A 24978-nucleotide genomic window follows, 5' to 3' on the forward strand; every position below is an offset into this window, starting at 1 on the left:
TTCCCCCTCAGAGTCCGGCGCACGTCACGAACGAACATCGGGAGTCTGCGTTTCTGTGAAGATCCTGTCCAGATGATCACCAGGTCGTCATCTTGTTGTCATGTACACGAGTCAACTGTTCACCTCCACGCCACTGCAAGGTTCACCAAAAGCCGCCTACCGTCCCCCTGCCGGGGGGTCCGTGATCACGTCAGGGTCGCCGTCCTCCCTCGCTGAACCCCCGCTGAGCTGGAAGGACACTGATGAGTTCCGTAGCGCGAAGATCGTTCGGCCGTCGTATGACCGCACTCGCGACCGCGGTGGCGGCGCTGCCCCTGACTCTGACGCTGACCGCGTCGGGCAGTGCGTACGCGGCCGACGCGGTGACCTGCACCTCGACCGGCGTGCTGTACTCCACCACCACCGCGGGCAATCTGCTGCGGCGCAATGTGCCGGACCCGGCGGGCGCCACGGGCGCACTCCCCGCCTCGGCCGTCATCGACACCGGCTGGGACCAGTACCCCAGGGTGCTGGCCGGCAACGGAGCGACGTTCTACGGGATCAAGTCCGACGGTCTCTACCTCAGCCACCGGGACTCCGCCGCCGGCACCTGGGACATCCACCACCGCAAGATCAGCGACAGCTTCAACAGCTACCGGCTGGACGAGAACCGCGACAAGATCTCCGTGGACCGGGGCGGCCACATCTGGTGGCTCGACGGTGACGGCGATCTGCGCTGGTCCCGCTACGACCGGACCACCAGCGCCTGGGACGCGGGCAGCAACAAGAAGGTCGCCTCGGGCTGGGGCCGCTACAGCATGATCTTCGCCACGGATCTCGGTGTGGTGTACGGCGTGGACTCCGCGACCGGCCGGCTGCTGCGCTCGCGCTACGACTTCACCAGCCAGCGCTGGCTGCAGGCGCACAAGGTGGTCAGCACCGCCGACTGGCGCGACACCGAGGACCTCACCTCCTTCGGCGGTGACGTGATCCTGCGGGTCAAGCCCAACGGGGACGTCCGCCAGTACCGCTACCTGGAGGAAGCGGGCAACTTCGCCCCCTACAACGTGCTCCTGGGCAGCGACGCGACCTGGAGCGGCTACACCAGCGTGACCGGCGCCCCGGACTCCTGCCGCCTCGACGCCAACCACACCCCGGCCGGCCCCGAGGTCGACACCGAGGACTTCACGCCGAACAGCATCATGCAGGCGTCCACCGGGGAGATCGAGTACGCCTACGCCGACAACAGCGGGCGGCTCGTCCACGGCCGGCAGACGAACCCGTCGGACTTCAACTCGGTGCAGTGGACGACCGTCTCGGGCAACGAGGCGTTCTCCGGGCAACCGCAGCTCGCCGAGCAGCCGGACGGCCGCACGGCGCTGACCGCGCAGAACGTCAACAGCGAGATCTGGTGGCGGCGGCACGCCGCGAGCAGCCCCGACTGGGGCGACTGGATCGATCTGGCCGGCGCCATGCGGGAGCACCCGGTCACCGCCAAGACGGCCGACGGGGTGCTCGCGCAGTTCGCGGTGGACGCCGAGGGCAAGCCCTGGTACCGCGTGCAGCAGCGCGCCAACGTCGACTTCCTGGGCTGGCTGCCGCTGAGCGGTGAGGGCTTCACCGGCCCGCTCACGGCCGTGGCCGTCCGGGACGGTATCCAGCTCTTCGGCACGACCGCGGACGGCACCCTGCGCACCGCCGCCTACCGCGACGGAAGCGTCGGCGCCTGGACCACCGTGGGCGACCAGGCCATCACCGGCACGCCGTCCGTCGTGATCCACCCCGGCTACCGCCTCGGGGTGTTCGCCCGCAACAGCGCCGGCAACATCATCACCCTGTCCCAGGCGTCCGAGGGAGCGGCCTTCCCCACGGCCTGGTCGCAGGTCGGCGACCGCGCCTTCGCCGGGTCGCCCTCCGTCGTGATCAGCCCGCTGACCGGCATCACCGAGGTCATGGCCCGCGCCGCCGACGGCTACATGTACAACACCGGCGAGCAGATCCAGGGATCGGGCACCTGGCGCACCTGGCGGCAGGTGAGCTTCGAGGTGTCGGCGACCGACCCGACGGCGTTCACCTACAGCAACTCCAACGGCTTCACCTGGGCCTACTCCTTCCGCACCAGCAGCAACCAGAGCCGCGCCTACGAAGTCACCCCCACCGACACCGCCGCCCGCTCCACCACCGGCGACGCGGCCAGGCCCGCCCCGGCCTTCACCGCGCACGAACTCCCCGCGCCGCCCGCCGCGTAAGCACGCCGGACGGCCCGACCGGGGCCGCTGCCCCCAGCACCGGCCCCGGTCAGCCGCCCGACCCGCCCGGCCGCCGGGTGCTCAGCCCCCGCACTGCGCCAGCATCGCCTTCTTGTCGGCGGACGTCACCGCCAGCTCGTACTTCTCGGACACCTGGGCGAAGCGGACGGCGTAGGCGCAGCGGATCCGCTTGCTCGGCGGCAGCCAGGACGCCGGCCCGGAGTCCCCCTTGGCCGAGTTGGTGGAGCCGTCTACCGGCATCAGGTTGAGGGCGTCGTTGGCCAGTTGCCGCCGCTTGCTCTCCGGCCAGCGCGCGGAACCGAGCTGCCAACTGTAGGAGAGCGGCACCACATGGTCGATCTGCACCTCGGAGGCGTCCTGCTTGCGCCAGTCGATGCTGGTGGCGGTGTAGGGGTCGGCCAGCGTCATGGAGATCACCACACAGTCCGAGCCGGACTTGAACCGCAGGTCCTGGCCGTCGCGCTGGAGGATGTCGTTGCGCGTGTCGCAGCCGTTGCGGCTGTACGGGACCCCTTCGGCCGTGTCCATCCAGGCGTAGCCGAACTCGTCCCGGTCGTAACCCGTCTTCGGGCCGCGGCCCTTCGTCGCCAACGACTCGATGAGCTTGCGGCCCGCGGCCTCGTCGCCCTCGCTCGTGACGGGCGCCAGGCCCGGCCGCGTCCCGTCCGGATTCTTCAGGGGGCTGGTCGCCCGCCCGTCCGGCGCCCCGGCGCCGCTGCCGCTGCCCGTCGTGGGGCCGGCGCTGTCCAGCCCCTCGCAGCCGCTGACCAGAGCCAGTGCCGCACAGACGGCCCACCCGGTACGGATCTTGCTGTGCCGCCTCACGCGCGTCCCTCCCCTTGCCGATCCGCTGTGTCGATCCCTCGCGTTGATCAGTTGCCCTGATTCTGCCGCGTTGATCTGTCCACACCACGTTATCGAGCCGGCCGTTCCGGCCATAGGGGGCCTTGACGGACAGACGGCACGAGCCGGGCGTATCACCGAAGTCGGGATACGCCCGGAAAAGAGTCCGTGCGGGAGTGTCTCCGAGCGGGGCTACGACCCGAGCACGGTCGTCAGGAACTCCCCGACCCAGGCCAGCAGTTCCCGCCCGACCAGCGGCTTCCCGCCCACCTTCGCGGTCTTCGGGCGCGGCACCAGCACCTGGTGGGCGGTGACCTTGATGACCGTCCCCGGGTAGAGCCGCTTGAGCCGCAGCTCCTGCGACTCGCGCAACTCCACCGGCGCGAACCGGATGTTGTTGCCCTGAAGCACGACCTCGCCGACCGCGCACGCCCGCGCGAGCATCCGCAGCCCCGCCACCAGCAGCAGGTTCTCCACCGGCTCGGGAAGTTTGCCGTAGCGGTCGACGAGTTCCTCGCGGACGGCCCTGATGTCCGCCTCGCTGTTGGCGGAGGCGATGGACCGGTACGCCGCCAGCCGCAGCCGCTCGCCGGGGGCGTAGTCGTGCGGGACGTGCGCGTCGACCGGCAGCTCGATCTTGACCTCCAGCGGCGGCTCCTCGTCCGGGCCGCCCTCCAGCGCGGCCCGGTAGTCGGCGACCGCCTCGCCGACCATCCGCACGTACAGGTCGAAGCCGACGCCGGCGATGTGGCCGGACTGCTCGCCGCCGAGCAGGTTGCCCGCGCCGCGGATCTCCAGGTCCTTCATCGCCACGTACATGCCCGCGCCCATCTCGGTGTGCTGGGCGATGGTGGCGAGCCGCTCGTGGGCGGTCTCGGTCAGCGGCTTCTCCGGCGGGTACAGGAAGTAGGCGTAACCGCGGTCGCGGCCGCGGCCGACCCGGCCGCGCAACTGGTGGAGCTGGCTGAGACCGAAGTTGTCGCCGCGCTCCACGATCAGCGTGTTGGCGTTGGAGATGTCGATGCCGGACTCCACGATCGTGGTGGAGACGAGCACGTCGAACTTCTTCTCCCAGAAGTCCACGACGACCTGCTCCAGCGCCTGCTCCGACATCTGGCCGTGGGCGGTGGCGATACGCGCCTCGGGGACGATCTCGCGCAGCTTGGCGGCGGCCCGGTCGATGGACTCGACCCGGTTGTGGATGTAGAAGACCTGGCCCTCGCGGAGCAGCTCGCGGCGGACGGCCGCGCCGATCTGCCGCGGGTCGTAGGGGCCGACGAAGGTGAGCACCGGGTGGCGCTCCTCGGGCGGGGTGGTGATCGTGGACATCTCGCGGATGCCGGTGACCGCCATCTCCAGGGTGCGCGGGATGGGCGTGGCGGACATGGTCAGCACGTCGACGTTGGCGCGGAGCTTCTTGAGCTGCTCCTTGTGCTCGACGCCGAAGCGCTGCTCCTCGTCGACGATGACCAGCCCCAGGTCCTTGAACCTGGTCTCCGCGGAGAACAGCCGGTGGGTGCCGATGACGATGTCCACCGAGCCCTCGCGCAGGCCCTCCAGGGTGGCCTTGGACTCGGTGTCGCTCTGGAAGCGGGAGAGCGCCTTCACCGTGACCGGGAACTGCGCGTACCGCTCGCTGAACGTCCCGAAGTGCTGCTGCACCAGCAGCGTGGTCGGTACCAGCACCGCCACCTGCTTGCCGTCCTGTACGGCCTTGAAGGCGGCGCGCACGGCGATCTCGGTCTTGCCGTAGCCGACGTCGCCGCAGATCAGGCGGTCCATGGGGACCGTCTTCTCCATGTCCTCCTTGACCTCGGCGATGGTGGTGAGCTGGTCGGGGGTCTCCACGTAGGGGAAGGCGTCCTCCAGCTCGCGCTGCCAGGGGGTGTCCCCGCCGAACGCGTGCCCGGGTGCCGCCATCCGCGCGCTGTACAGCTTGATCAGGTCCGCGGCGATCTCCTTGACCGCCTTCTTCGCGCGGGCCTTCGTCTTCGTCCAGTCGGCGCCGCCGAGGCGGTGCAGGGTGGGGGCCTCGCCGCCGACGTACTTGGTGATCTGCTCCAACTGGTCGGTGGGGATGTAGAGCCGGTCGCCGGGCTGGCCGCGCTTGGCGGGCGCGTACTCCACGACCAGGTACTCGCGGGTGGCGCCCTGCACGGTGCGCTGCACCATCTCGACGTAGCGGCCCACGCCGTGGCTCTCGTGGACGATGTGGTCGCCCGCCTCCAGGGTGAGCGGGTCGATGGTCTTGCGACGCCGGGCGGGCATCCGGGCGCCCTCGCGGCCGGCCGCCTTCTGCCCGGTCAGGTCGGTCTCGGTGAGGACGGCGAGGCGCAGCGCCGGGTCCACGAACCCGTGGTCGATCGAACCGCAGGAGACGTGGACGACGGAGGGGCTCAGCTCGTCGAGCCCGGCCGACTTCGCGTCCGGCACGGTCAGGCGGGCCGCGATGCCCTCGCCGCCCAGCACCTCCACCGTGCGGGCCGCGGTGCCGTGGCCCTCGGTCACGTAGGCGACCCGCCAGCCGTCGGAGAGCCAGCCCTTGGTGTCGGCGAGCGCCTTGGCGGTGTCGCCGCGGTAGGTCTCGGGGGCGTGCATGCCCAGCTTGAGGGTGTCGGCGTCCTCGGTCGCGTCGTCCGCGGCGAACGGCGACACCGACCACCACATGGTGCCCAGCTCGCGGGCGTGTTCCCGGACGTCCGCGAGGGACCACAGGGAGGCCGCGTCGACGTCGATGGGCGCCTCGCCGCCGCCGGCGGTGGCCGCCCAGGACGCCTGGAGGAACTCCTGCGAGGTCGCCACCAGGTCGGCGGCGCGGGTGCGCACCCGCTCCGGGTCGCAGACCACGGCCATGGCGCCCGCGGGCAGCACGTCGAGCAGCAGTTCCATGTCGTCGACGAGGACGGGGGCGAGGGACTCCATGCCCTCGACCGCGATGCCCTCGGCGATCTTGCCGAGCAGTTCGCCCAGCTCGGGGTGTTCCTCGGCCAGCGCCCGCGCCCGCTCCCGTACCTGGTCGGTGAGGAGCAGCTCGCGGCAGGGCGGCGCCCACAGCCCGTGCTCGGCGACCTCCAGGGAGCGCTGGTCGGCGACCTTGAAGTAACGGATCTCCTCGACGTCGTCGCCCCAGAACTCCACCCGCAGGGGGTGCTCCTCGGTGGGCGGGAACACGTCGAGGATGCCGCCGCGCACGGCGAACTCGCCGCGCTTCTCCACCAGCTCCACCCGGGCGTACGCGGCGGCGGCGAGCGCCTGCACCACCTCGCCGAGGTCTGCGCTCTGCCCGGTGCTCAAGGCCACCGGCTCCAGGTCACCCAACCCCTTGACCTGCGGCTGGAGCACGGAGCGCACGGGGGCGACGACGACGGAGACCGGCCCGGTCTCGGGGTCGTCGGCGCGGGGGTGGGACAGCCGCCGCAGGACCGCGAGACGCCGGCCGACGGTGTCGCTGCGCGGGCTGAGCCGCTCGTGCGGAAGGGTCTCCCAGGACGGGTACTCGGCCACGCCCTCGGGCGGCAGCAGCGAGCGCAGGGCCGCCGCCAGGTCCTCCGCCTCCCGTCCCGTCGCCGTGACCGCGAGCACGGGGCGGCCCGAGTCCCGGGCCAGCGCGGCGACCGCGAAGGGCCGGGCCGCGGGCGGACCGACCAGGTCGACGTGCGTGCGGTTGCCGTCGGAGGCCGCCGCGATCGCTTCCGCGAGGGCGGTGTCCTTGACAACGGCGTCGAGCAGACCGTGCAGGCTCATGGAGAGGCGCTTTCCGTCCTGTGGTGGACAACACGAACGACCCGACGAGGGTGAGGGCCGGGGGGTGTCCAGCGTACGACGGTGCGGGGGCGAGCGCCCGGGCCGGTGGACGGCGTCGCCCGGCAATGCATGCCGATGACGCAGGGGGATGACACGGGCGGATGACGCCGGTGGGCCCGGGGCCGGTGAGTCGATGACTCCCCGGCACCGGGCCCTCCCCCGCTCCCCCGTCGGCCGCCCGCGTCGCTACTCCGTGGCGATCGCGTTCAGCACGTTCATGCGGCCCGCCCGGAAGGCCGGGACCAGGGCGGCGAAGAGGCCCACGAACGCCGATCCGACGAAGACCGCGATGATCGTCGGCCACGGGATGTCGAGGACGTTCAGGCCCTCCAGGGCGAGCAGCTTCTGTGCGGTGGCGCCCCAGCCCAGGCCCAGTCCGAGGCCCAGCAGGGCGCCGAAGAGGGCGATCACCACGGACTCCATGCGGATCATCCGGCGCAACTGCCGGCGGGACAGGCCGATCGCCCGCATCAGGCCGATCTCCCGGGTGCGCTCCACCACCGACAGGGCCAGGGTGTTCACCACACCGAGGACCGCGACCACGATCGCCAGCGCGAGCAGTCCGTAGACCATGTTCAGCAACTGGCCGATCTGGTCCTTCAGCTCCTGCTTGTAGTCGGTCTGGTCGGCGACCTGGTACTGCGGGTAGGGGTCCAGCGCCCTCTTCAGCGCGGTGTACGCCTGGTCCGCGGCGCCGTCCGCCGCCTTGGCGAACATGATCGTGTTCGGCGGGACGCGGTCGGCGGGCAGGTACTTCGTCATCGTGGCGATGCTCAGGTAGCGGGCGCCCTGGTCGATGGCGGTGTCGTCGTCGGTGATGGCGGCGACCTCCAGCTTCGCGGTCTGCCCGCCCTCGAAGGCGACGGAGAGGGTGTCGCCGACCCGCACGCCGTGTGCTGCGGCGTACTCGGAGCCGACCGCCATGGCGTCCGTGCCGAAGGCGTCGGCGAGACTGCCGGCCGTGGTCGGGCGCCGCAGGTCCTGGGCGTAGGTGGGGTCGGTGGCCGTGACCCCGTCGTCGTCCTTCTGGCCGTCGGGCGAGGTGAGAGTGGCGTCGAGCATCTTGTACCGGGTGACGTGCGCGAGGCCGGGCGTGTCCAGCATCGCCCGCTCGGCCTGCGGCACGATCCGCTGGTTGCCCTGGACGATGAAGTCGGCGCCGACGGACTTGTCCAGCTCTCCGGTGGCCGAGGCGACCATGGAGGAGCCGACCACCGACAGACAGGCCACCAGGGCCAGGCCGATCATCAGGGCCGCGCCGGTGGCGCCGGTGCGCCGCGGGTTGCGCAGGGCGTTGCGCTCGGCCAGCCGGCCCACCGGGCCGAAGGCCCGCAGCAGCACCGTGCTGAGCACCCGCACCACGACGCCGGCCAGCAGCGGGCCGATCACGACGAAGCCGATCAGGGAGAGCACCACGCCGACGCCGAGCATCAGCGCGCCGGCACTGGCCTTGTCCGCCCCCGCCGCCGTGACCAGGGCCGCGGCGCCGGCGCCGGTGAGGACCAGGCCGAGGACGCCGCGGATCCGGCCGGCCCGGCCGTCGGCGGGCGTGCCGGCGTCGCGCAGCGCGGCCATCGGCGAGACCTTGCCCGCCCGGCGGGCCGGCAGATAGGCGGCGAGGACGGTGACGACGACGCCGAGGACCAGGCCGACCGCGGGGGTCGTCGCCTTCACGGTCAGATCGTCGGTGGACAGGTTCATGCCCACCGAAGACATCAGCTTCATCAGTCCGACGGCGATGCCGACACCGGCCGCGACACCGAGGACCGAACCGACGACACCCAGGAGCAGCGCCTCGACCAGCACCGAGCGGTTGACCTGGCGGCGGGAGGAGCCGATGGCCCGCATCAGCCCGATCTCGCGGGTGCGCTGGGCGACCAGCATGGAGAAGGTGTTGATGATCAGGAAGATGCCGACCAGGAAGGCGATCCCGGCGAAGCCGAGCATGGCGTACTTGATGACGCCCATGAACTCGTCGATGCCCTCGCGGCCTTCGTCGGCGGACTCCTTCGCCGTCCGCACCTTGTAGGAGTCGCCGAGGGCCGCGGAGACGTTCGCCTTGAGCCGGGCGTCGGAGACACCGGCGGCGGCCGTGACGTTGAACTGGCTGAACCGGTCGGGTCCGCCGAGCAGTTCGCGCTGGGCGGTGGCGGTGTCGAAGTAGACCACGGCCGCGCCGGGGTTGGTCACCGTGAAGGTGGCGATGCCGACGATCCGGGCCGTGAAGTCGCCGGTCTGCGCGATGGTGCGCAGTTCGTCGCCGATCTCCAGGCCGTGCTTGTCGGCGGTGTCGGAGTCGACCATCGTCTCGGTCGGCCCGCGCGGGGCGTGCCCGCCGGTGATCTCCATCGACCGCAGGTCGTTCTCGGTCCAGTTGCCGGCGAGGGTCGGGGCGCCGCTGGTGGCGCCCACGTTGTCGTTGTCGCCGTCGACGACGGTGACGTTCATCGAGACGACCGCGCCCTCGGCCGACTCGACGCCGTCGGCGGCGCGGACCCGCTCCAGGGTGGCGGCCGGCAGCGACAGGGGCACGCCGTTCTGCGGGGTGTCCTCGGTCTCGGCCTTCGCGGGGGTGACGGAGACGTCGGCCGACGAGACCGCGAAGAGCTTGTCGAACGTCGTGTTCATCGTGTCCGTGAACACGAGCGTGCCGCTCACGAACGCCACCGACAGCAGGACGGCGACGGCGGAGAGGGCCATCCGCCCCTTGTGCGCGAGGAAGTTGCGCATCGAGGTCTTCCACACGGTCATGACGTACGTCCCCCGGCGTCGGGGCCGGCGGTCCGGGGGCGTCCCTGCGAGAAACGCAGCATCCGGTCGAGGACCTGGTCGGCGGTGGGGTCGCGCATCTCGTCGACGATACGGCCGTCGGCGAGGTACAGCACCCGGTCCGCGTAACCGGCGGCCACCGGGTCGTGGGTGACCATCACGATGGTCTGGCCCAGCTCGTCCACGGACCTGCGCAGGAAGCCCAGTACCTCGGCGCCCGCCCGGGAGTCGAGGTTGCCGGTCGGCTCGTCACCGAAGATGATCTCGGGCCGGGCGGCGAGCGCCCGCGCCACGGCCACCCGCTGCTGCTGGCCGCCGGAGAGCTGGGTGGGCCGGTGCTTCAGCCGCCCGGCGAGCCCGACGGTGTCCACGACCCGGTCCAGCCACGCCCGGTCGGGCCTGCGGCCGGCGATGTCCATGGGCAGTGTGATGTTCTCCAGCGCGTTCAGCGTCGGCAGGAGGTTGAACGCCTGGAAGATGAACCCGATCCGGTCCCGGCGCAGCCGGGTCAGCTTCTTGTCCTTCAGCCCGGTGATCTCGGTGTCGTCCAGATAAATCTGCCCGGACGTCACGGTGTCGAGGCCGGCCAGGCAGTGCATCAGGGTGGACTTGCCGGAGCCCGAGGGGCCCATGATCGCGGTGAACTCGCCGCGCGCTATGTCCACGTCGACCCGGTCGAGGGCGACGACCCTGGTCTCCCCCGCCCCGTACGCCTTCACGACCTGCCGCGCCCTCGCGGCCACGGCCGTACGCCCTCCGGTGTTCCCATACCTGGGAATGGTCACGGCCGATGTCATGGCAAGTCTCCTATGTCGGTCATACGGTGAGCCGCCGGTGCCCGGCGGGAAGTCGTCGGTGCCCTGCGGGAAGTCTTCGGTGTCCTGCGGGGAGTCGTCGGTGAGTGGCGCGGGTGGATCGCGTGGCCGGCCCGAGCCGGCCGTACGGTGCCTCGTGCGGGCCGTACGTCCGGATCGGTGCCGCCGCGATCTGCCGTCGAGTCTGGTCGAGCCGGGGCCCGAGCGCGCTGGGGCCCAGCGCACTCTTCTCCTGAGGAAAACCCCACCCCCGCTGGTGAGGTACACCGCCCCCCAGCGGCGTAAAGCCAGGTTAAGGAATCCGCCGGGTCCCTCTCGTCCTCCGGCGGTACGAACCCTCCCCGAGCCGTAGTAAGGAGGTACCCCTAGGGGCTCTCCGCCCTCCGGTGGACAACCTCTCGGGGTCGCCCTCCACCCTCCGGCGCGGCCGGCCTCCACCCTCCCGCCGCGTCACCCTCAAGTGGGAAGCTGGGCACGGCAGATGCGTGCAGGGGGAAACGACAGGGAGGGTCCAGGGGTGGGCAGCACCACGGGCACGGCCGGCGGTACCGCTCAGGCCACCGGGAGCGGCAGGCGGGGCGCGGTCGTCGCCGCGCTCATGCTCTCGATGGCACTGGCGGCACTGGACTCCACCATCGTCTCCACCGCCGTCCCGCAGATCGTCGGCGACCTCGGCGGCTTCTCCGTCTTCTCCTGGCTGTTCTCCGGCTATCTGCTGGCCGTCACCGTCACCCTCCCGGTGTACGGCAAGCTCTCGGACACCTTCGGCCGCAAACCCGTCCTGGTGGTGGGCGCCGCGCTCTTCCTCCTCGGGTCGCTGCTGTGCGCCCTCGCCTGGAACATGACCGCCCTGATCGCCTTCCGCGTCGTACAGGGCCTGGGCGGCGGCGCGCTCCAGGGGACCGTGCAGACCCTCGCCGCCGACCTGTACCCGCTCAAGGACCGGCCGAAGATACAGGCGCGGCTCTCCACCGTCTGGGCGGTCGCCGCGGTCGCCGGACCCGGCCTCGGCGGCGTGCTCGCCACCTACGCCGACTGGCGGTGGATCTTCCTCGTCAACCTGCCGGTCGGCGCCCTCGCCCTGTGGCTGATCGTCCGCCACCTGCACGAGCCGCGGCGCGAGTCGGCCGGCCCGCGCGCGCGAGTCGACTGGGCGGGCGCGCTCGCGGTGTTCGCGTGCGGCGGGGTGCTGCTCCTCGCCGTGGTGCAGGGCGGGGTGGCCTGGCCGTGGCTGTCCGGGCCCTCGCTCGCCCTGTTCGGCACCGGACTCGTCCTGCTGGCGGCCGTGGTGGTGATCGAACGCCGGGCGGCCGACCCGATCATGCCGGGCTGGGTGTGGCGGCGCCGTACGATCGCCGCCGTCAACCTCGCCCTCGGCGCGCTGGGCCTGCTGATGGTGGCGCCGACGGTGTTCCTGCCGACGTACGCGCAGTCGGTACTGGGACTGGCCCCCGCGGCCGCCGGGTTCGTCCTGTCGGTGTGGACGCTGAGCTGGCCGGTGTCGGCCGCGCTGAGCCAGCACGTGTACCGCAGGATCGGCTTCCGCAACACGGCCATGCTGGGCATCGGCGCGGCGGCCCTGCTGCTGTGCGCGTTCCCGTTCCTGCCCTACCCCGGCCGGGCCTGGCAGCCGACGCTGCTGATGCTGCTCCTCGGCGCGGCGCTCGGCCTCTTCCAGCTTCCGCTGCTCGTCGGTGTCCAGTCCACGGTGGGCTGGTCGGAGCGGGGCACGGCGACCGCCTCCGTGCTGTTCTGCCGGCAGACCGGCCAGACGGTCGGCGCCGCGGTCTTCGGCGCGATCGCCAACGGGGTGCTGGCCGCGCGGCTCGGCGGTGCGGGCGACCTCGACTCGGTGACCCGGGCACTGGAACCGGGCGCCGCGGGCGAGTCCGCCCGGCGGGCGATAGCCGACGCCGTCGACGCCGTGTACCTCGGCGCGGCGGCCGCCGCGACGCTCGCCTTCCTGGTGCTGCTGACGCTGGCCCCCCGGAAGTTCCCGGTACTGACGGACTGACGGATCTGACGGATCTGACGGATCTGACGGATCTGACGGATCTGACGGATCTGACGGGGTGGCCGAGTGGCGGACCAGCCGACCGACCCACTGACCGGGCACCTGCCCAGCCGATCGCCGGCATGACTGGGCCTTCTCACATACCGACCACTCGGTCCGGCCATAACCCCGCCTCCGCCCCGCCCCGCGAGTAGCGTGCGTGACCCGCTCCCCCCACTCCCTGCGGTCCGCCCCGCGGACCCGAGCCGCGCAAGGAGCAACGGGATGTCCCACGACCCGTACGCGTACCCGTATCCGTATCCGTATCCCCATCCGTCCTCACCGCCGTCCTCGCCGCCGTCCTCGCCCTCGCCCGCCCCGGGGCGCCACCGCTTTCCGCCCCCGGCACCGCACCCGCCGGGGCACCCTTTCGCGAGCCCCGACAGCTCGGCGCCGTACGCCGCCCGGCGCGGGCCCGCCGCCGCACCCGCGCCGGGCCGCGAGCACGCCGGGCCGCCCTGGCGTGCGCCGGTCCGGCCGCGGGGCGACGTACGCGACCTGCGCCGCGCCTACCGCCGGCAGCGGCGCACGGCCACCTTCGCCGCGCTCGGCTACTTCCTGGTGTTCCTCTGCCTCGCGGCGTTCGCGCCCTCGTCCCTGACCGGCGAGGTGGCCGCCGGACTGCCCCTCGGCCTGCTCCTCGCCCTGCTCCAACTGCCCGTCACCTGGCTGGCGGTCGCCTTGTACGAGCGGACCGCGCGCCGCCACGTCGACCCGCTGGTGGACCGGATGTGCGCGCAGAGCGCGGCGGACGCCCGAGGGGAGGCGGGACGGTGACCGGGTTCGGCGACACCGAACAGGCGATGATCCTGGTCGGCTTCACGGCGGTGGCCACCGTCACGCTGCTGCTGTGCGTGATGACCGGGCCCGACCGCGACGACCTGGCCGAGTTCTACACCGGCTACAGCTCCCTGTCGTCCATGCGCAACGGCCTGGCCATCGCCGGCGACTACATCTCCGCCGCGACCGTGCTCGGCACCGGCGGCGTGATCGCCCTGTTCGGCTTCGACGGGGTCGTCCTCGCCCTGAGCACCGCCCTCTCCCTGCTGCTGCTGATGTTCGCGATGGCGGAACCCCTGCGCAACGCCGGCCGGTTCACCATGGGTGACGCGCTGGCCCGCCACATGCCGGGCCGCAGTGTGCGCATCGCCGCGGCCGCGGTCACGATCGTCGCCCTGCTGCCGATGATGCTGGTGCAGCTCGCCGGCACCGGCCACCTCATGTCCTTCCTGCTGGGCTTCCGCGGCGAGACGATCCAGACCGGCTGCATCATCGGCGTCGGTGGACTCATGATCAGTTACGCGACGATCGGCGGCATGAAGGGCACCGCCCTCATCCAGATCATCAAGATGGTCATGCTGCTCGGCTCCGGCGCCCTGGTCTCCCTCCTGCTGCTGCACCGCTTCGGCTGGAACCCCGGCGCCCTGTTCGAGGCCGCCGCCCGGGGCAGCGGCGCGGGCCAGGCGTACCTCCACCCCGGCCTGGAGTACGCCGCCGGACCCCAGCCCGGCCTGGACATGCTCTCCTCGCAGGTGGCGGTGGTCCTCGGCGGCGCCTGCCTGCCGCACGTCACCATGCGCATGTACGCCGCCTCCAGCGCCCGTCAGGTGCGCCGCTCGATGTCCTGGGCGGTGTCGCTGGTCGCCCTGTTCGTGCTGGTCGTCACCGTGGTCGGGCTCGGCGCGACGGCGCTGGTCGGCCGTGAGACGGTCGCCGGGGCGGACGCCGCCGGCAACTCCGCCTACCTGCTGGGCTCGCGCGCCGCGTTCGGCACGGAGGTGACGATGGTGGAGGCGTTCCTCTTCACCACCGTCGGCACCGCCCTGTTCCTCACCCTGCTCGCCTCGGTCGCCGGCATGATCCTCGCCTGCGCCAACTCCCTGGCCCACGACGTCTTCGCCACCCGCGCAAAGGAGCCCTCGCCGCGCCGGGAGATGACGTTCGCCCGGCTGTCGGCGGTCGGCGTCGGCATCGTCGCGATCACCCTGGCGACGCTGGTGCAGCACCGCAGCCTCCAGCCGCTGGCCACGCTCTCCTTCTGCGTGGGCGCCTCCGCCCTGTGCCCCGCCCTGGTCTACAGCCTCTTCTGGCGCCGCTTCACCCGCACCGGCCTGCTGTGGACGCTGATCGGCGGCACCCTCACGGTGCTGGTCCTCACCCCGGGCACCAGCCTGGTCTCCGGCACGCCGGTCGCCGCCTTCCCCGAATCCGACTTCAACTGGTTCCCGTTCACCACCACGGGCCTGGTCTCCGTCCCGGCCGGTTTCGCCTTCGGCTGGCTGGCCACGCTGGCCTCCGGCCGCAAGGAGACGGCGCGGCAGCAGCGGCGCTACGACACACGGGAGCCGGAACTCCTCGCGGGCGCGGGGGCCGCAGTGGACGTGGGGGCGCAGGCTCCGGCGCCTCCCCTCACTCCACGGCCCGCCCGGTCAGCTCGCTGAGGTTGCCGCGGACCTCGTCCATCTGCGCCTGGACGACGTCCCACCGCTCACCGTGCTCACGCAGCACCCGTTCCGTCTCCCGGGCGATCCGCTCCTCGTACGCCCGCGCCTCGGCGATCGTCTCGGCCGCCCGCGCACGCGCCTGTTCCGGCGTGCGCCGGGCCGACTCCTCGGCGGCGGCCAGGCCCCGTTCGGCCTCGGCCGCCCGCTCCGCCGCGCGCGCCAGCAGCTCCGCGAGGCGCGCGTCCACAGCGGCGGCGCGCGCGGTCTGCTCCCGCTCGGCCTGCGCCCACCGCGCCGCGTGCTCGCGGGCCTGCTCCGCGTGGATCGCCAGGACGCGCTGCCGGGTCCCGCGCAGCGCGGCCAGCGACTCACCGCGGCCCGCCTTCACCTCGCGCCGGCACGCGATCCGCATCTCGTCGGCCTCGGCCCGCGCCGCGAGCAGCCGCTGCCGGGCGCCCTCGTCGGCCTCGGCGTGTACGGCGTCGGCGTGCGCCCGCGCGGCCTCCCGTACGTCCCTGCCGTACGCCAGCGCCTCCTCCACCAGCCGCCCGCCCGCCGCCCGCGCGGCCTCCCGCAGGGCCGCGGCCTCCCGCTCCACCTGCCGGAACAGGTCCCGGGCGGGCTCCCCCAGCGTCTCGTAGGTCTGCGGAGCGAGTCCGGCGACCTCCTCCCGCAGGTCCGCCAGCTCCTCCTCCATCTCCCGGGCCAGCACGGTGAGCCGGGCGGCCCGCTCCCAGGCGGCGTCCCGCTCCGCCGAGAGGGCCGCGACACCCGCGTCGACCTCCACGGGGCGGTAACCGCGCCCTCGTACGGTCACGAAGCCGTGGGGACGCACCGGTGCGCTGCTCATCCTTCAGACCCCTGTTCCACCCGATCCGTTAGGGACTCCATGGACTGTAGGGATCAGAATTAAGTGTGCATAACGCGACACTCCGGACATTACGGGTTATCCCCGGGGTGAGCCACGGCTCCTCGGACCGGCGGCAGTTGCCCGGGGCGGGCGCGCGGGACCGGTCGAGCACGCCGGCCGGTCGCGCCTCGGCGGCGCCGCGAGGGCCTCGCCCGTCCCGCGCGTCAGCGCCGCCGCGTCACAGCAGGCCGTCCCACATCTCCTCCAGCAGCACCGACCACCAGCTCTCCGGCGAACCGAGCGCCGCCGGGTCGAGCGCGACGAGCTGCGCCTGGAAGTCGACGGTCCAGCGGCCCGCCTGCTCCTGGTTGAGCTGGAGCCGCAGCGGCCACATCCGGCCCAGCATCGCCAGGCAGCGCGCGAACTCCGGCAGCCCGGTGTTGACGAACTGCGGCGGCACCGGCGCACCGCCCGGCCCCGCCTCCACCGGCACCGCCACGATGTTCGCCGTGCCGTACTGCACACAGATCGCCTTGCCGAAGTCGCTGCCCACCACGAGGTACGACCCGGCGTCCGAGGACGGCCGCACACCCCGCTCGGCCGCCAGCTCCGCCAGCGTCGGCACCGGACGGCCCGGCACGGCCTGCGCCCAGAAGAACGGGCCCACGTCCCTCGGCAGCCCCGCCGCCACCAGCGTGTGCGCCACCACCGGCGGCACGCCCTGCCGGGACACGGCCGCCTGCTCGAAGCGGAAGACGCCGGGCCCGAAGGCCGCCGCGAGTTCCTGGCCGATGCCCTCGGGCGGGACCGGCGGCGCCGGCGGCATCGCCGGCAGCGGAGCCCGCACCGGCGCCGGACGCGCCGGACCGTCGGCCACCTGGTGCAACTCCCCCTGGTGTACGAGAAGCTGCCGCATGCCCTGCTGCCGGCTCGCGTGATCGGTGCCGTACGGCGCGATCGACGTGATCCGCGCCTGCGGCCACTGCTCCCGGATCATCCGCGCGCAGTACGCGCCCGGCAGCTCACAGGACTCCAGCTCCGTGTGCAGCTCCAGCACTTGGTCCGGCGGCACGTTCATGGCCCGCAGCTCGTGGAAGATCTGCCACTCCGGGTGCGGCGTGCCCGGCGCCGAACGCCGGATGAGCTGCTGCTCGGAACCGTCGTGCGCGCGGTAGCGCAGCACGGCCTGGTACCCCGGACCCACGGTCGGCCGCGCGGACGCCTGCGGATAGCCGTACGCCGGGGGCGGCACGGCACCCGGAGGCGGCACCGCACCGGGGGGCACCGGCTGGGGCGCACCGGGCGGCTGCGGTACGCCCGGCGCCGGGGGCGGGGGCGGGGGCGGAGGCGGGGGGACGCCGGGGCCGGCCACAGGGGGCGCGGCCAGCACGGTCGGAGCGTGGTGCACACCACCACCCGCGCCGCCGGGCGCGCCGGGTGCGGCAGGCACACCCGGGGCGGCAGGCACACCCGGGGCGCCGGGCGCACCGGGAACTCCGGGCAGCCGCGGCGGCCCGGGAGGCTGCGGCACCTGGCCCGGCCGACCGGAGTCGGCCAGCATCGTCGCGGCCTGGTGCACCCCGCCGGGAGGCGTCCCGCCGGGGCCGTTCGGCACACCCGGAGGCGGCGGCACACCCGGAGTTCCGGGCGCGCCCGGCGGCGGAGGCGTGGCGCCCGGCGGGTTCGGGGTGTTGAGGGCCGGCGCGAACTGCGTCGGCACGTAACCACCCGCCGGAACCCCCGGCGCACCCGGCCCGGAGACCGGCGGCGGAGGCGGCGTGCCCGGCATCGGCGGAGGCGGCGGCGCGCCCTCGCCCCCGGCCGAAGGCGTACCCGCGGACCCCGCCGCACCCGGCACACCGGGCACACCGGACCCGGCGTCCTCGCTCAGCGGCGCCGCGAAGACCGTCTCGGGAAGCGGTACGGAACGGTCGTCACCGGAGTCGGCGTTGGTGTCCGTCCCCGCCCACGGCGTCGCCCCGTCCGGCGCACCCGGCGCGCCCGGCACTGCGGCATCGGACCCGGCACCCGCGGCCGGCCACGCCGCACCGCCGCCCCGCGCCCCGGCGCCTTCACCCTCACCGGCACCGACACCGGAGGCGGACGCGGACACGGATGCGGAGCCGGACGCGGAGGCGGACGCGGACGCTTCGTCCTCTCCCGCCCGCTCCCCCTCCCGCCGCCGGTCCGGGATGCCCATCTTGTCCGCCGCCTCCTGCAACCACTCCGGCGGAGTCAGCAGGAACGACGTCTGATTGAGATCCACCCGCGCCGCCGGGGCCGGCTCGTCGGCCGGCTCGGTCCGCCCGTACTCCTCCTCGTACCGGCGGATCACCTCGCCCACCGGCAGCGAGGGCCACAGCGACGCCTCCCCGCTGTCCCGGGCGAGCACCAGCCGCTGGGCACCCCCGTCCGAACGCGGCCCGTCCGCACGGTCCTCCGCCCAGACCACGAACCCGAGGCCGAACTCCCGCACCCGCACCTCACGGTGCTGGTACGCCGGCACGTCCCCGTTGATCCACTCCTCGGCGCGCTCCTGCGCCTGCGCGAACGTCACCATCGCCAGCTCACTCTCCCGCCGCGGCCGCGGCGGACGCCGACGCCCCCGCGGGCGTCACCGGCACCTCACGCGCGAAGCCGCCGTCCACCATCAGGTTCGCCACCGTCTCCAACTCCGGCGGGGAACCCGCCAGCCGCGCGAGGAACGCGTCGAAGTCCGCACCGCACGGCAGCAGCAACCGCTCCACCCGCTCGGCCGGCGGCCACCCCGGATCCACGTCCCGCGCGTCGTCGTACGCGCAGAACCACACCGAACCCGGCCGCTCACCCTTCACCTTCACGGCCAGCAGACCGCCCTGCACGAACGCGACGCACAGATAGTCCTTCGTCAGGTGGTCCCGCAGACACTTGTTGACGTAGACCAGGTCGTTGACCGCCGCCTCCTCCCGCACCGTGAAGAACGGCTGGTCGATCAGGAGCCCCAGCTCCGCGTCGAGCGCCGTCCCCACCGGGGCGCACCCGCCCGCCGCCTTCAAAAACGACCGGTAGGCGCCCGGCAGCCGGTACCCGAGGTCCTCCTCGACGCCCAGCACCTGCTGCTCCGACACCGCCACACCGGACTTCGGCAGCCCGAAGTGGGCCGGACGCGTCTCCTGCAACGGCCGCGTCCCCCGCTTCGACTGGTCCACCCCGGCCGTCGCGATCCCGCCGTGGTGCCGCAGCAACGCCTTCACCTCGACCGGCACCAGCACCAGCCGCCGCGAATGCGCCACGTGGTGCCACGTCCAGCCGTGCGGCGTCGCCACCGCCGGCACCGTTCCCCACAGTTCGTGCCCCGACGCCGACATCGTCGCGTTGGCCGACACGTAGTCCGTCAGCCGCAACTCGTCGACCCCGAAACCCTCCGGCGGCTCCGCGATCTCCACCGCCACACGCGCGTAGGGCGAGAAGTCGGGATGCCCGCCCTCGTCCACGCGTACCCCTCGCGGATACCGCGCGGCCCTCACCGGGTCCGGGAAGTGCACGACCTGCCCGGCGTAGGCCGCGTTCGGCGGTGCGACCTGTCCACCAGCCTGGCGGCCGGGAGGAGCCCCCAGCCCGAGCCGACCTGTCGTCATGGCGGTTGCCCCCTGCGGCGTATGTCCGTGTGGACGTCTGTCTGAGTCAGTCACCGCACGCGAGCGCGGTGCCGACAGCCTATGCGGTACGAGGACACCGGTCACCGGCACCGGTGACGGGCCCTTCCGCTTCCGTGACCAGCCGTCACCCCGCCGTGACAGACCGCCCGTATGCGGGCGTGTCGCCACGCCCCAGCTTCCCCACCCGCCACGCCGTTTGGCACTCTGTGACCTCCGGGGGGATGCACAGGAGGGGAAAATGATCATGAGCGCGACGCAGACGGGACCGCATCCGGGCAGGTCCGACGACCCACGGCCGGCAAACCCGCGCACCGGAGATCCCCGCACCGCAGAGCCCCGCGCCACAGACTCCCGGACCGGAGACCCCCGGACCGTCGACCCCCGGACCGGAGACCCCCGCATCGGCTGGTCCAGCGCCGAGACCCCGCACGCCCCCGCCCTGCGCCACCGCCGCGACGGCATACTGCCCACCGTCGCCGCCGCCCTCTCCGTCCGCGGCGCCACCCTCACCGGCACCGCCGCCCGCGGCGACACACCCCCCGCCCTGCACCCCCTCGTACAAGACTTCCTCGACGCGCTCACCAGCGGACAACGCGACCGCTTCACCGGCCGCTGCGCCGAGACCCTCCTCATCTCCCGGCACATCGCCACCGCCGACGCCGCCCGCAGCAAACGCGCCGCCCGCAGACCCATGACCAACGGCGAGGCCCGCAAAGCCCTCAAACACGCCAAACTCACCGCCCGCCGCATCCGCGAGGACGGCGACCCCCTGCACGGCACCTTCGCCGCGCCCTGCCGCACCTGCACCGCCCTCAGCGCCCACTTCGGCGTCCGCGTCGTCGACCCCACGACGACCACCGACTGACCCCGCCCACCCCCAGCCACCACCCCGGGCACGCACACCCCACGGACGACGAACGAAGGCCGATGCACGCCGACCGCACCTCCACCACCCGCTTCCCCGTCCCCGTCGACGCCGCCCTGCGCGACGCCGGCTGGCGACCCGGACGCTGGGACATCCAACAGGCCGAGATCTGGGCCGACACCCTGCGCGCCCACACCTCACCCGCCGGCCACCGCCACACCGTCTTCCCCGCCGCCGTCGAAGCCTGGGCCGAATTCGGCGGCCTCACCCTCACCCCCACCGGCCCCGGCCGCCGGCTCGCCCCCGCCACCCTCCACCTCGACCCCCTGCACGGCCTCCACCTCGCCCGCACCCTCGGCGACCTCGGCCGCGCCCTCGACACCGAGATCTCCCCCCTCGGCACCGAGACCGACACCCAGGCACTCCTCGCCATCGACACCGACGGCCGCGTCTACGCCCTCGACCACACCGGCGACTGGTACCTCGGCCACGACATCGACGCCGCCCTCGCCACCCTCGTCAACGGCACCGAACCCACCCGCCTCACCACCCCCTGACCCCCCGGGGGGCTCACGCCGCCGGAATCACCGCCGACACCCGGAAACCCCCCGCCTCCGTCGGCCCCGACACGAACACCCCGCCCAGCGCCGCCACCCGCTCCTCCATCCCCACCAGCCCGTTCCCCCCGGACGGCAACCGCGCCGACGACGCCGAATCCGGCGGCGGCTCGTTCTCCACCTGCATCGCGATCTCCGACACCCGGTGCGCCAGCCGTACGTACGTCTTCGCCCCCGACGCATGCTTGTGCACGTTCGTCAACGCCTCCTGCACCACCCGGTACGCCGTCTGCTCCACCTCCGGCGCATACGACCGCGCCTCCCCCTGCACCGACAGGTCCACCACCATCCCCGCCGCCGCCGACTGCCCCACCAGCACGCCCAGCTCCGACAGCCACGGCCCCTCCACCGGACCGCCCCACTCCCCGCCCGACTCCCGAGCCGCCCGCGAAGCCGCCGCCGCGGCCGCCACCCCCACCGCCGCCAGCGGCACCGCCGCCCGCTCCCGACGCTCCTCACCACCACTGCGCAGCACCCCGAGCATCTCCCGCAACTCGGTCAGCGCCTGCCGCCCCATGTCCCCCACCAGCGCCGCGTTCTTCACGGCCTTCTCGGGATCCTTCCGCGCCACCGCCTGCAACGCCGCCGCGTGCACCACCATGAGACTCACCCGATGCGCGACCACATCGTGCATCTCCCGCGCGATCCGGGTCCGCTCCTCGCCCCGCGCCCACTCGGCCCGCTCCTCCGCGCGCTCCGCGAGCAACTGCAACTCCCGCTCCAGATCGTCCGCCCGCTCCCGCAGGCTCTCCATCAACCGCCGCCGCGCCCCCACGTACAGACCCAGCAGCACGGGCGGCGCGGTCAGCCCCACCGCGATCGTGATCGCCGCGAACGGGACGAACCAGTCACCGATCCCCAGCTCACCGCGCGCCATGTCCTGCCGCACCCGCACGAACGTCACGATCATCGTGCCGAGCATCATCATCGCCGCCAGCGAACCGATGATCCGGCGCGGCACCTCGCACACGGCCAGCGAATACAGGCCGACGACACCCATCAGGAAACCCATCTGGGCCGGCGTGATCGCGATCGCCACCAGCACCACGGCGATCGGCCACTTGCGCCGCACCAGCAGCACGGAACCGGCCAGCAGACCGAAGACGACCCCCGCCCACACCGGAATCCCCGCGTCACCCGCGAACGGGATCCCCTCCGCCGCGCACTCCACCGCGGACACGCCCGCCAGCCCCACATCGAGCACCGCACCGCGCCACCGCCCCCACCACCAAGGCCCACCCCGGGCCGGTACGTGGTCTTCCCCCGTCGTGGTCATACCTCCACCCTACGGGCGCGAGGCGCCCCATTTCCGGGCAGTTTTCGTTGCCCCGACTACACCACACAGTGTGATGAATCAGAAGCGATACGTCGCGATACCCCTCGAACTGGTGAATCACCCCCGGTTCCCCTCCGGAGCCCCCCGTTCCGCCCGGAAGCTATGCCCCATGACCCCACCACAGAGCAAGTACGCGAACTTCGAAGACTTAAGGGAAAAGGCGGTGGCGCTGCGCCGCGCGGGCTACAGCCTCCGGCAGATCCGGGACGAGCTACAGGTGCGCAACAAGGAGACCCTTCAGCGCCTCGTGGAAGGCGAACCACCACCGGACTGGACGAAGCGCCCGCGAGCCAAGGACGACCTGCGGGAGCGGGCGCGTGAGCTGCGCCTTCAGGGGTGGACGTACAACCAGATCCAGACGGAACTGCGCTGCTCCAAGAGCTCGGTGTCGCTGTGGGTTCGAGACCTGCCGAGGCCGCAACAGCACCCCCTCGACCCAAGGGCGAAGCCCGGACCCAGATCCGCGCAACGACCCGTGAAGCATCAGCACATTGAGACAGCCACCGTTCAAGATGTCGGTCCACTGTCCGAAAGGGAGCTGTTCCTTGTCGGCGTCGGGCTCTATTGGTCGGAGGGGGCCAAGGCCAAGCCCGGCTCGTCACGGCGGGTGATCTTCGTGAACAGCGACCCGAACATGATCCGGCTGTTCCTCTCCTGGCTCGACCTGCTCGGAGTGGACACGGAGCGCCGCCGCTTCTCGGTCAACATCCACGAGTCGGCAGACGTGCCACGCGCCGAGGCGCACTGGGCGCACCTTGTCGGGATCAACGTGGCCGACCTCCTGAAGACCAGCCTCAAGAGGCACAATCCCAGGACCAACCGGACGAACACCGGCGAGGGTTACCACGGCTGCCTGCGGGTCGCGGTCCTCAAAAGCGCCGACCTGCATCGTCGCATCGAAGGAGCCTGGTACGGCATAGTAGGGGCTGCACTCGCTCCCGATCAAAGAAATCGGACATAGCGAACAAACTATCCCGGATCGTCTAAAGGTAGGACAAACGGTTTTGGTCCGTTGAATGAGGGTTCGAATCCTTCTCCGGGAGCCCACAGCACGCACGTGCCAAGTTCGGGTCCTGACCGACAAACAGTCGGTCAGGACCCGCACCCATACCCCCCACAAAACCCCCCGGTATCCTGCGGATGTCCACCCCCACCCAGAGCCGAAGGGCATCCCGTGAGTGCCAACCACCCGGCAGCCGTCGTCGTTCTCGCAGCGGGTGAGGGCACCCGTATGAAGTCGGCCACCCCCAAGGTCCTGCACGAGCTGTGCGGCCGGTCCCTCGTGGGGCATGTGCTCGCCGCCGCAGGTGAACTGGACCCCGCCAGCCTGGTCGTGGTCGTCGGTCACGCCCGCGAGCAGGTCACCGCACACCTGACCGAGGTCGCCCCGGGCGTCCGTACCGCCGTGCAGGCGCAGCAGAACGGCACCGGGCACGCCGTACGGATGGGTCTGGAGGAGCTGGGCGGGGCCGTGTCGGGGACGGTCGTCGTGGTCTGCGGGGACACCCCGCTGCTCACCGGCGAGACGCTCACCGCGCTCGCCGCCACCCACTCCGCCGACGGCAACGCCGTGACCGTGCTGACCGCCGAGGTCCCGGACGCGACCGGTTACGGCCGCATCGTGCGGGACGAGGCGTCCGGCGCGGTGACCGCGATCGTGGAGCACAAGGACGCCTCCGCGGCGCAGCGGGCGATCCGGGAGATCAACTCGGGTGTGTTCGCGTTCGACGGGCAGTTGCTGACGGACGCGCTGGGCAAGGTGCGTACGGACAACAGCCAGGGCGAGGAGTATCTGACCGATGTCCTCGGCATCCTGCGCGAGGCGGGTCACCGGGTGGGCGCGTGTGTGGCCGGGGACCACCGGGAGATCGCGGGGATCAACAACCGGGTGCAACTGGCCGAGGCGCGCCGCGTTCTGAACGACCGGTTGCTGGCGAGTGCGATGCTGGCCGGTGTGACGGTGGTCGATCCGGCGACGACGTGGGTGGATGTGTCCGTCTCGTTCGAGCGGGATGTGGTCGTGCATCCGGGTACGCAGTTGCAGGGGGCGACGCATCTGGGTGAGGGCGCGGAGGTCGGGCCGAACTCGCGGCTGACGGACACGCGGGTGGGGGCCGGCGCGCGGGTGGACAACACGGTGTCGCTGGGGGCGGAGATCGGCGCGGAGGCGTCGGTGGGTCCGTTCGCGTATCTGCGGCCGGGGACGCGGCTGGGGGTCAGGGGCAAGATCGGTACGTATGTGGAGACGAAGAACGCCTCCATCGGTGAGGGCACGAAGGTGCCGCATCTGTCGTACGTGGGGGATGCGACGATCGGTGATTTCACCAATATCGGGGCTGCGAGTGTGTTCGTGAACTATGACGGACAGGACAAACACCACACGACGGTCGGTTCGCATTGCCGTACGGGTTCGGACAACATGTTTGTGGCTCCTGTCACGGTCGGGGACGGGGCGTACACCGCCGCCGGCTCGGTGATCACGAAGGATGTGCCGCCCGGTTCGCTGGCCGTGGCCCGTGGCCAGCAGCGGAATATCGAGGGCTGGGTGGCTCGTAAGCGTCCGGGGAGTGCGGCGGCGCGGGCGGCGGAGGAGGCGTCCCGGGAGCCGGGCGCGGAAGACTGACCGGAAACCGGCGCGTCGAACTCGGCGTACCGTGATAGACGCACATCCGCACCCCTGGCTGGGACATCCGCT

16 protein-coding genes and 1 tRNA gene are annotated in these 24978 nt (G+C 72.4%); 9 read left to right on the forward strand and 8 right to left on the reverse strand.

Translation table 11 applies throughout. From position 1 onward, the window contains the following. Nucleotides 1-278 precede the first annotated feature (278 nt). Nucleotides 279-2228, forward strand: coding sequence for a tachylectin-related carbohydrate-binding protein (locus tag ABEB00_RS18960; RefSeq protein ID WP_345621006.1), 1950 nt, complete (start codon nt 279-281; stop codon nt 2226-2228). Between the two features lie 81 nt (nt 2229-2309). On the opposite strand, the gene ABEB00_RS18965 is transcribed toward ABEB00_RS18960, so the two are convergent. The 4 genes from ABEB00_RS18965 to ABEB00_RS18980 form a co-directional block, all read right to left on the reverse strand. Continuing rightward, complete coding sequence (locus ABEB00_RS18965; protein WP_345621007.1) at nt 2310-3074, reverse strand: HNH endonuclease family protein; 765 nt, start codon at nt 3072-3074, stop codon at nt 2310-2312. 210 nt (nt 3075-3284) lie between these two features. After that, nucleotides 3285-6836, reverse strand: a complete 3552-nt coding sequence (gene mfd, locus ABEB00_RS18970) for a transcription-repair coupling factor (RefSeq protein ID WP_345621008.1) — start codon at nt 6834-6836, stop codon at nt 3285-3287. A gap of 246 nt (nt 6837-7082) precedes the next feature. Then, nucleotides 7083-9647: an ABC transporter permease gene (locus tag ABEB00_RS18975; protein WP_345621009.1), complete on the reverse strand. Its 2565-nt coding sequence runs from the start codon at nt 9645-9647 to the stop codon at nt 7083-7085. Further along, on the reverse strand, nt 9644-10462 hold the full coding sequence (locus ABEB00_RS18980; RefSeq protein WP_345621011.1) for an ABC transporter ATP-binding protein: 819 nt from the start codon (nt 10460-10462) through the stop codon (nt 9644-9646). Before ABEB00_RS18980 ends, ABEB00_RS18975 begins: the two co-directional genes overlap by 4 nt. Nucleotides 10463-10997: 535 nt before the next feature. On the opposite strand from ABEB00_RS18980, the gene ABEB00_RS18985 reads away from it, so the two are divergent. The 3 genes from ABEB00_RS18985 to ABEB00_RS18995 all read left to right on the forward strand — a co-directional run bounded on the left by ABEB00_RS18985 (nt 10998) and on the right by ABEB00_RS18995 (nt 14974). Further along, the gene (locus ABEB00_RS18985; protein ID WP_345621012.1) at nt 10998-12494 is read left to right on the forward strand and encodes an MFS transporter; all 1497 of its coding nucleotides are present in this window, start codon (nt 10998-11000) and stop codon (nt 12492-12494) included. A gap of 264 nt (nt 12495-12758) precedes the next feature. Next, nucleotides 12759-13310: a DUF485 domain-containing protein gene (locus tag ABEB00_RS18990; protein WP_345621014.1), complete on the forward strand. Its 552-nt coding sequence runs from the start codon at nt 12759-12761 to the stop codon at nt 13308-13310. A gap of 26 nt (nt 13311-13336) precedes the next feature. Continuing rightward, nucleotides 13337-14974 (forward strand): sodium/solute symporter, encoded by a 1638-nt coding sequence (locus ABEB00_RS18995; protein WP_345621085.1) that lies wholly within the window; start codon nt 13337-13339, stop codon nt 14972-14974. On the opposite strand, the gene ABEB00_RS19000 is transcribed toward ABEB00_RS18995, so the two are convergent. From ABEB00_RS19000 to ABEB00_RS19010, 3 genes are all read right to left on the reverse strand, one after another. Beyond that, complete coding sequence (locus ABEB00_RS19000; protein WP_345621015.1) at nt 14943-15827, reverse strand: coiled-coil domain-containing protein; 885 nt, start codon at nt 15825-15827, stop codon at nt 14943-14945. The two genes, ABEB00_RS18995 and ABEB00_RS19000, sit on opposite strands and share 32 nt — an antisense overlap. Nucleotides 15828-16065: 238 nt before the next feature. Further along, the gene (locus ABEB00_RS19005; RefSeq protein WP_345621017.1) at nt 16066-18387 is read right to left on the reverse strand and encodes an SUKH-4 family immunity protein; all 2322 of its coding nucleotides are present in this window, start codon (nt 18385-18387) and stop codon (nt 16066-16068) included. Between the two features lie 7 nt (nt 18388-18394). Next, nucleotides 18395-19444, reverse strand: a complete 1050-nt coding sequence (locus ABEB00_RS19010; protein WP_345621019.1) for an SMI1/KNR4 family protein — start codon at nt 19442-19444, stop codon at nt 18395-18397. Between the two features lie 265 nt (nt 19445-19709). Between ABEB00_RS19010 and ABEB00_RS19015 the strand changes: the two genes are divergently transcribed. After that, entirely contained in the window at nt 19710-20330 is a 621-nt protein-coding gene (locus ABEB00_RS19015) for a YwqJ-related putative deaminase (protein ID WP_345621021.1), read from the forward strand. Between the two features lie 62 nt (nt 20331-20392). Further along, on the forward strand, nt 20393-20887 hold the full coding sequence (locus ABEB00_RS19020) for an SUKH-3 domain-containing protein (RefSeq protein WP_345621022.1): 495 nt from the start codon (nt 20393-20395) through the stop codon (nt 20885-20887). Between the two features lie 13 nt (nt 20888-20900). On the opposite strand, the gene ABEB00_RS19025 is transcribed toward ABEB00_RS19020, so the two are convergent. Then, nucleotides 20901-22223, reverse strand: a complete 1323-nt coding sequence (locus tag ABEB00_RS19025) for a sensor histidine kinase (protein WP_345621023.1) — start codon at nt 22221-22223, stop codon at nt 20901-20903. A gap of 169 nt (nt 22224-22392) precedes the next feature. Here ABEB00_RS19025 and ABEB00_RS19030 point away from each other — a divergent pair, with 169 nt between their 5' ends. From ABEB00_RS19030 to glmU, 3 genes are all read left to right on the forward strand, one after another. Further along, nucleotides 22393-23244, forward strand: a complete 852-nt coding sequence (locus ABEB00_RS19030) for a hypothetical protein (protein ID WP_345621024.1) — start codon at nt 22393-22395, stop codon at nt 23242-23244. Between the two features lie 11 nt (nt 23245-23255). Next, nucleotides 23256-23326: transfer RNA gene (locus tag ABEB00_RS19035), tRNA-Gln, on the forward strand. A 131-nt stretch (nt 23327-23457) separates the two neighbouring features. After that, nucleotides 23458-24906 carry a bifunctional UDP-N-acetylglucosamine diphosphorylase/glucosamine-1-phosphate N-acetyltransferase GlmU gene (gene glmU / locus ABEB00_RS19040; RefSeq protein ID WP_345621026.1) on the forward strand — a complete coding sequence of 483 codons (1449 nt, stop codon included), beginning with the start codon at nt 23458-23460 and terminating at the stop codon, nt 24904-24906. The last annotated feature ends 72 nt before the right edge of the window (nt 24907-24978 follow it).

Source organism: Streptomyces ziwulingensis, from assembly GCF_039542605.1.
Classification (GTDB): Bacteria; Actinomycetota; Actinomycetes; order Streptomycetales; family Streptomycetaceae; genus Streptomyces; species Streptomyces ziwulingensis.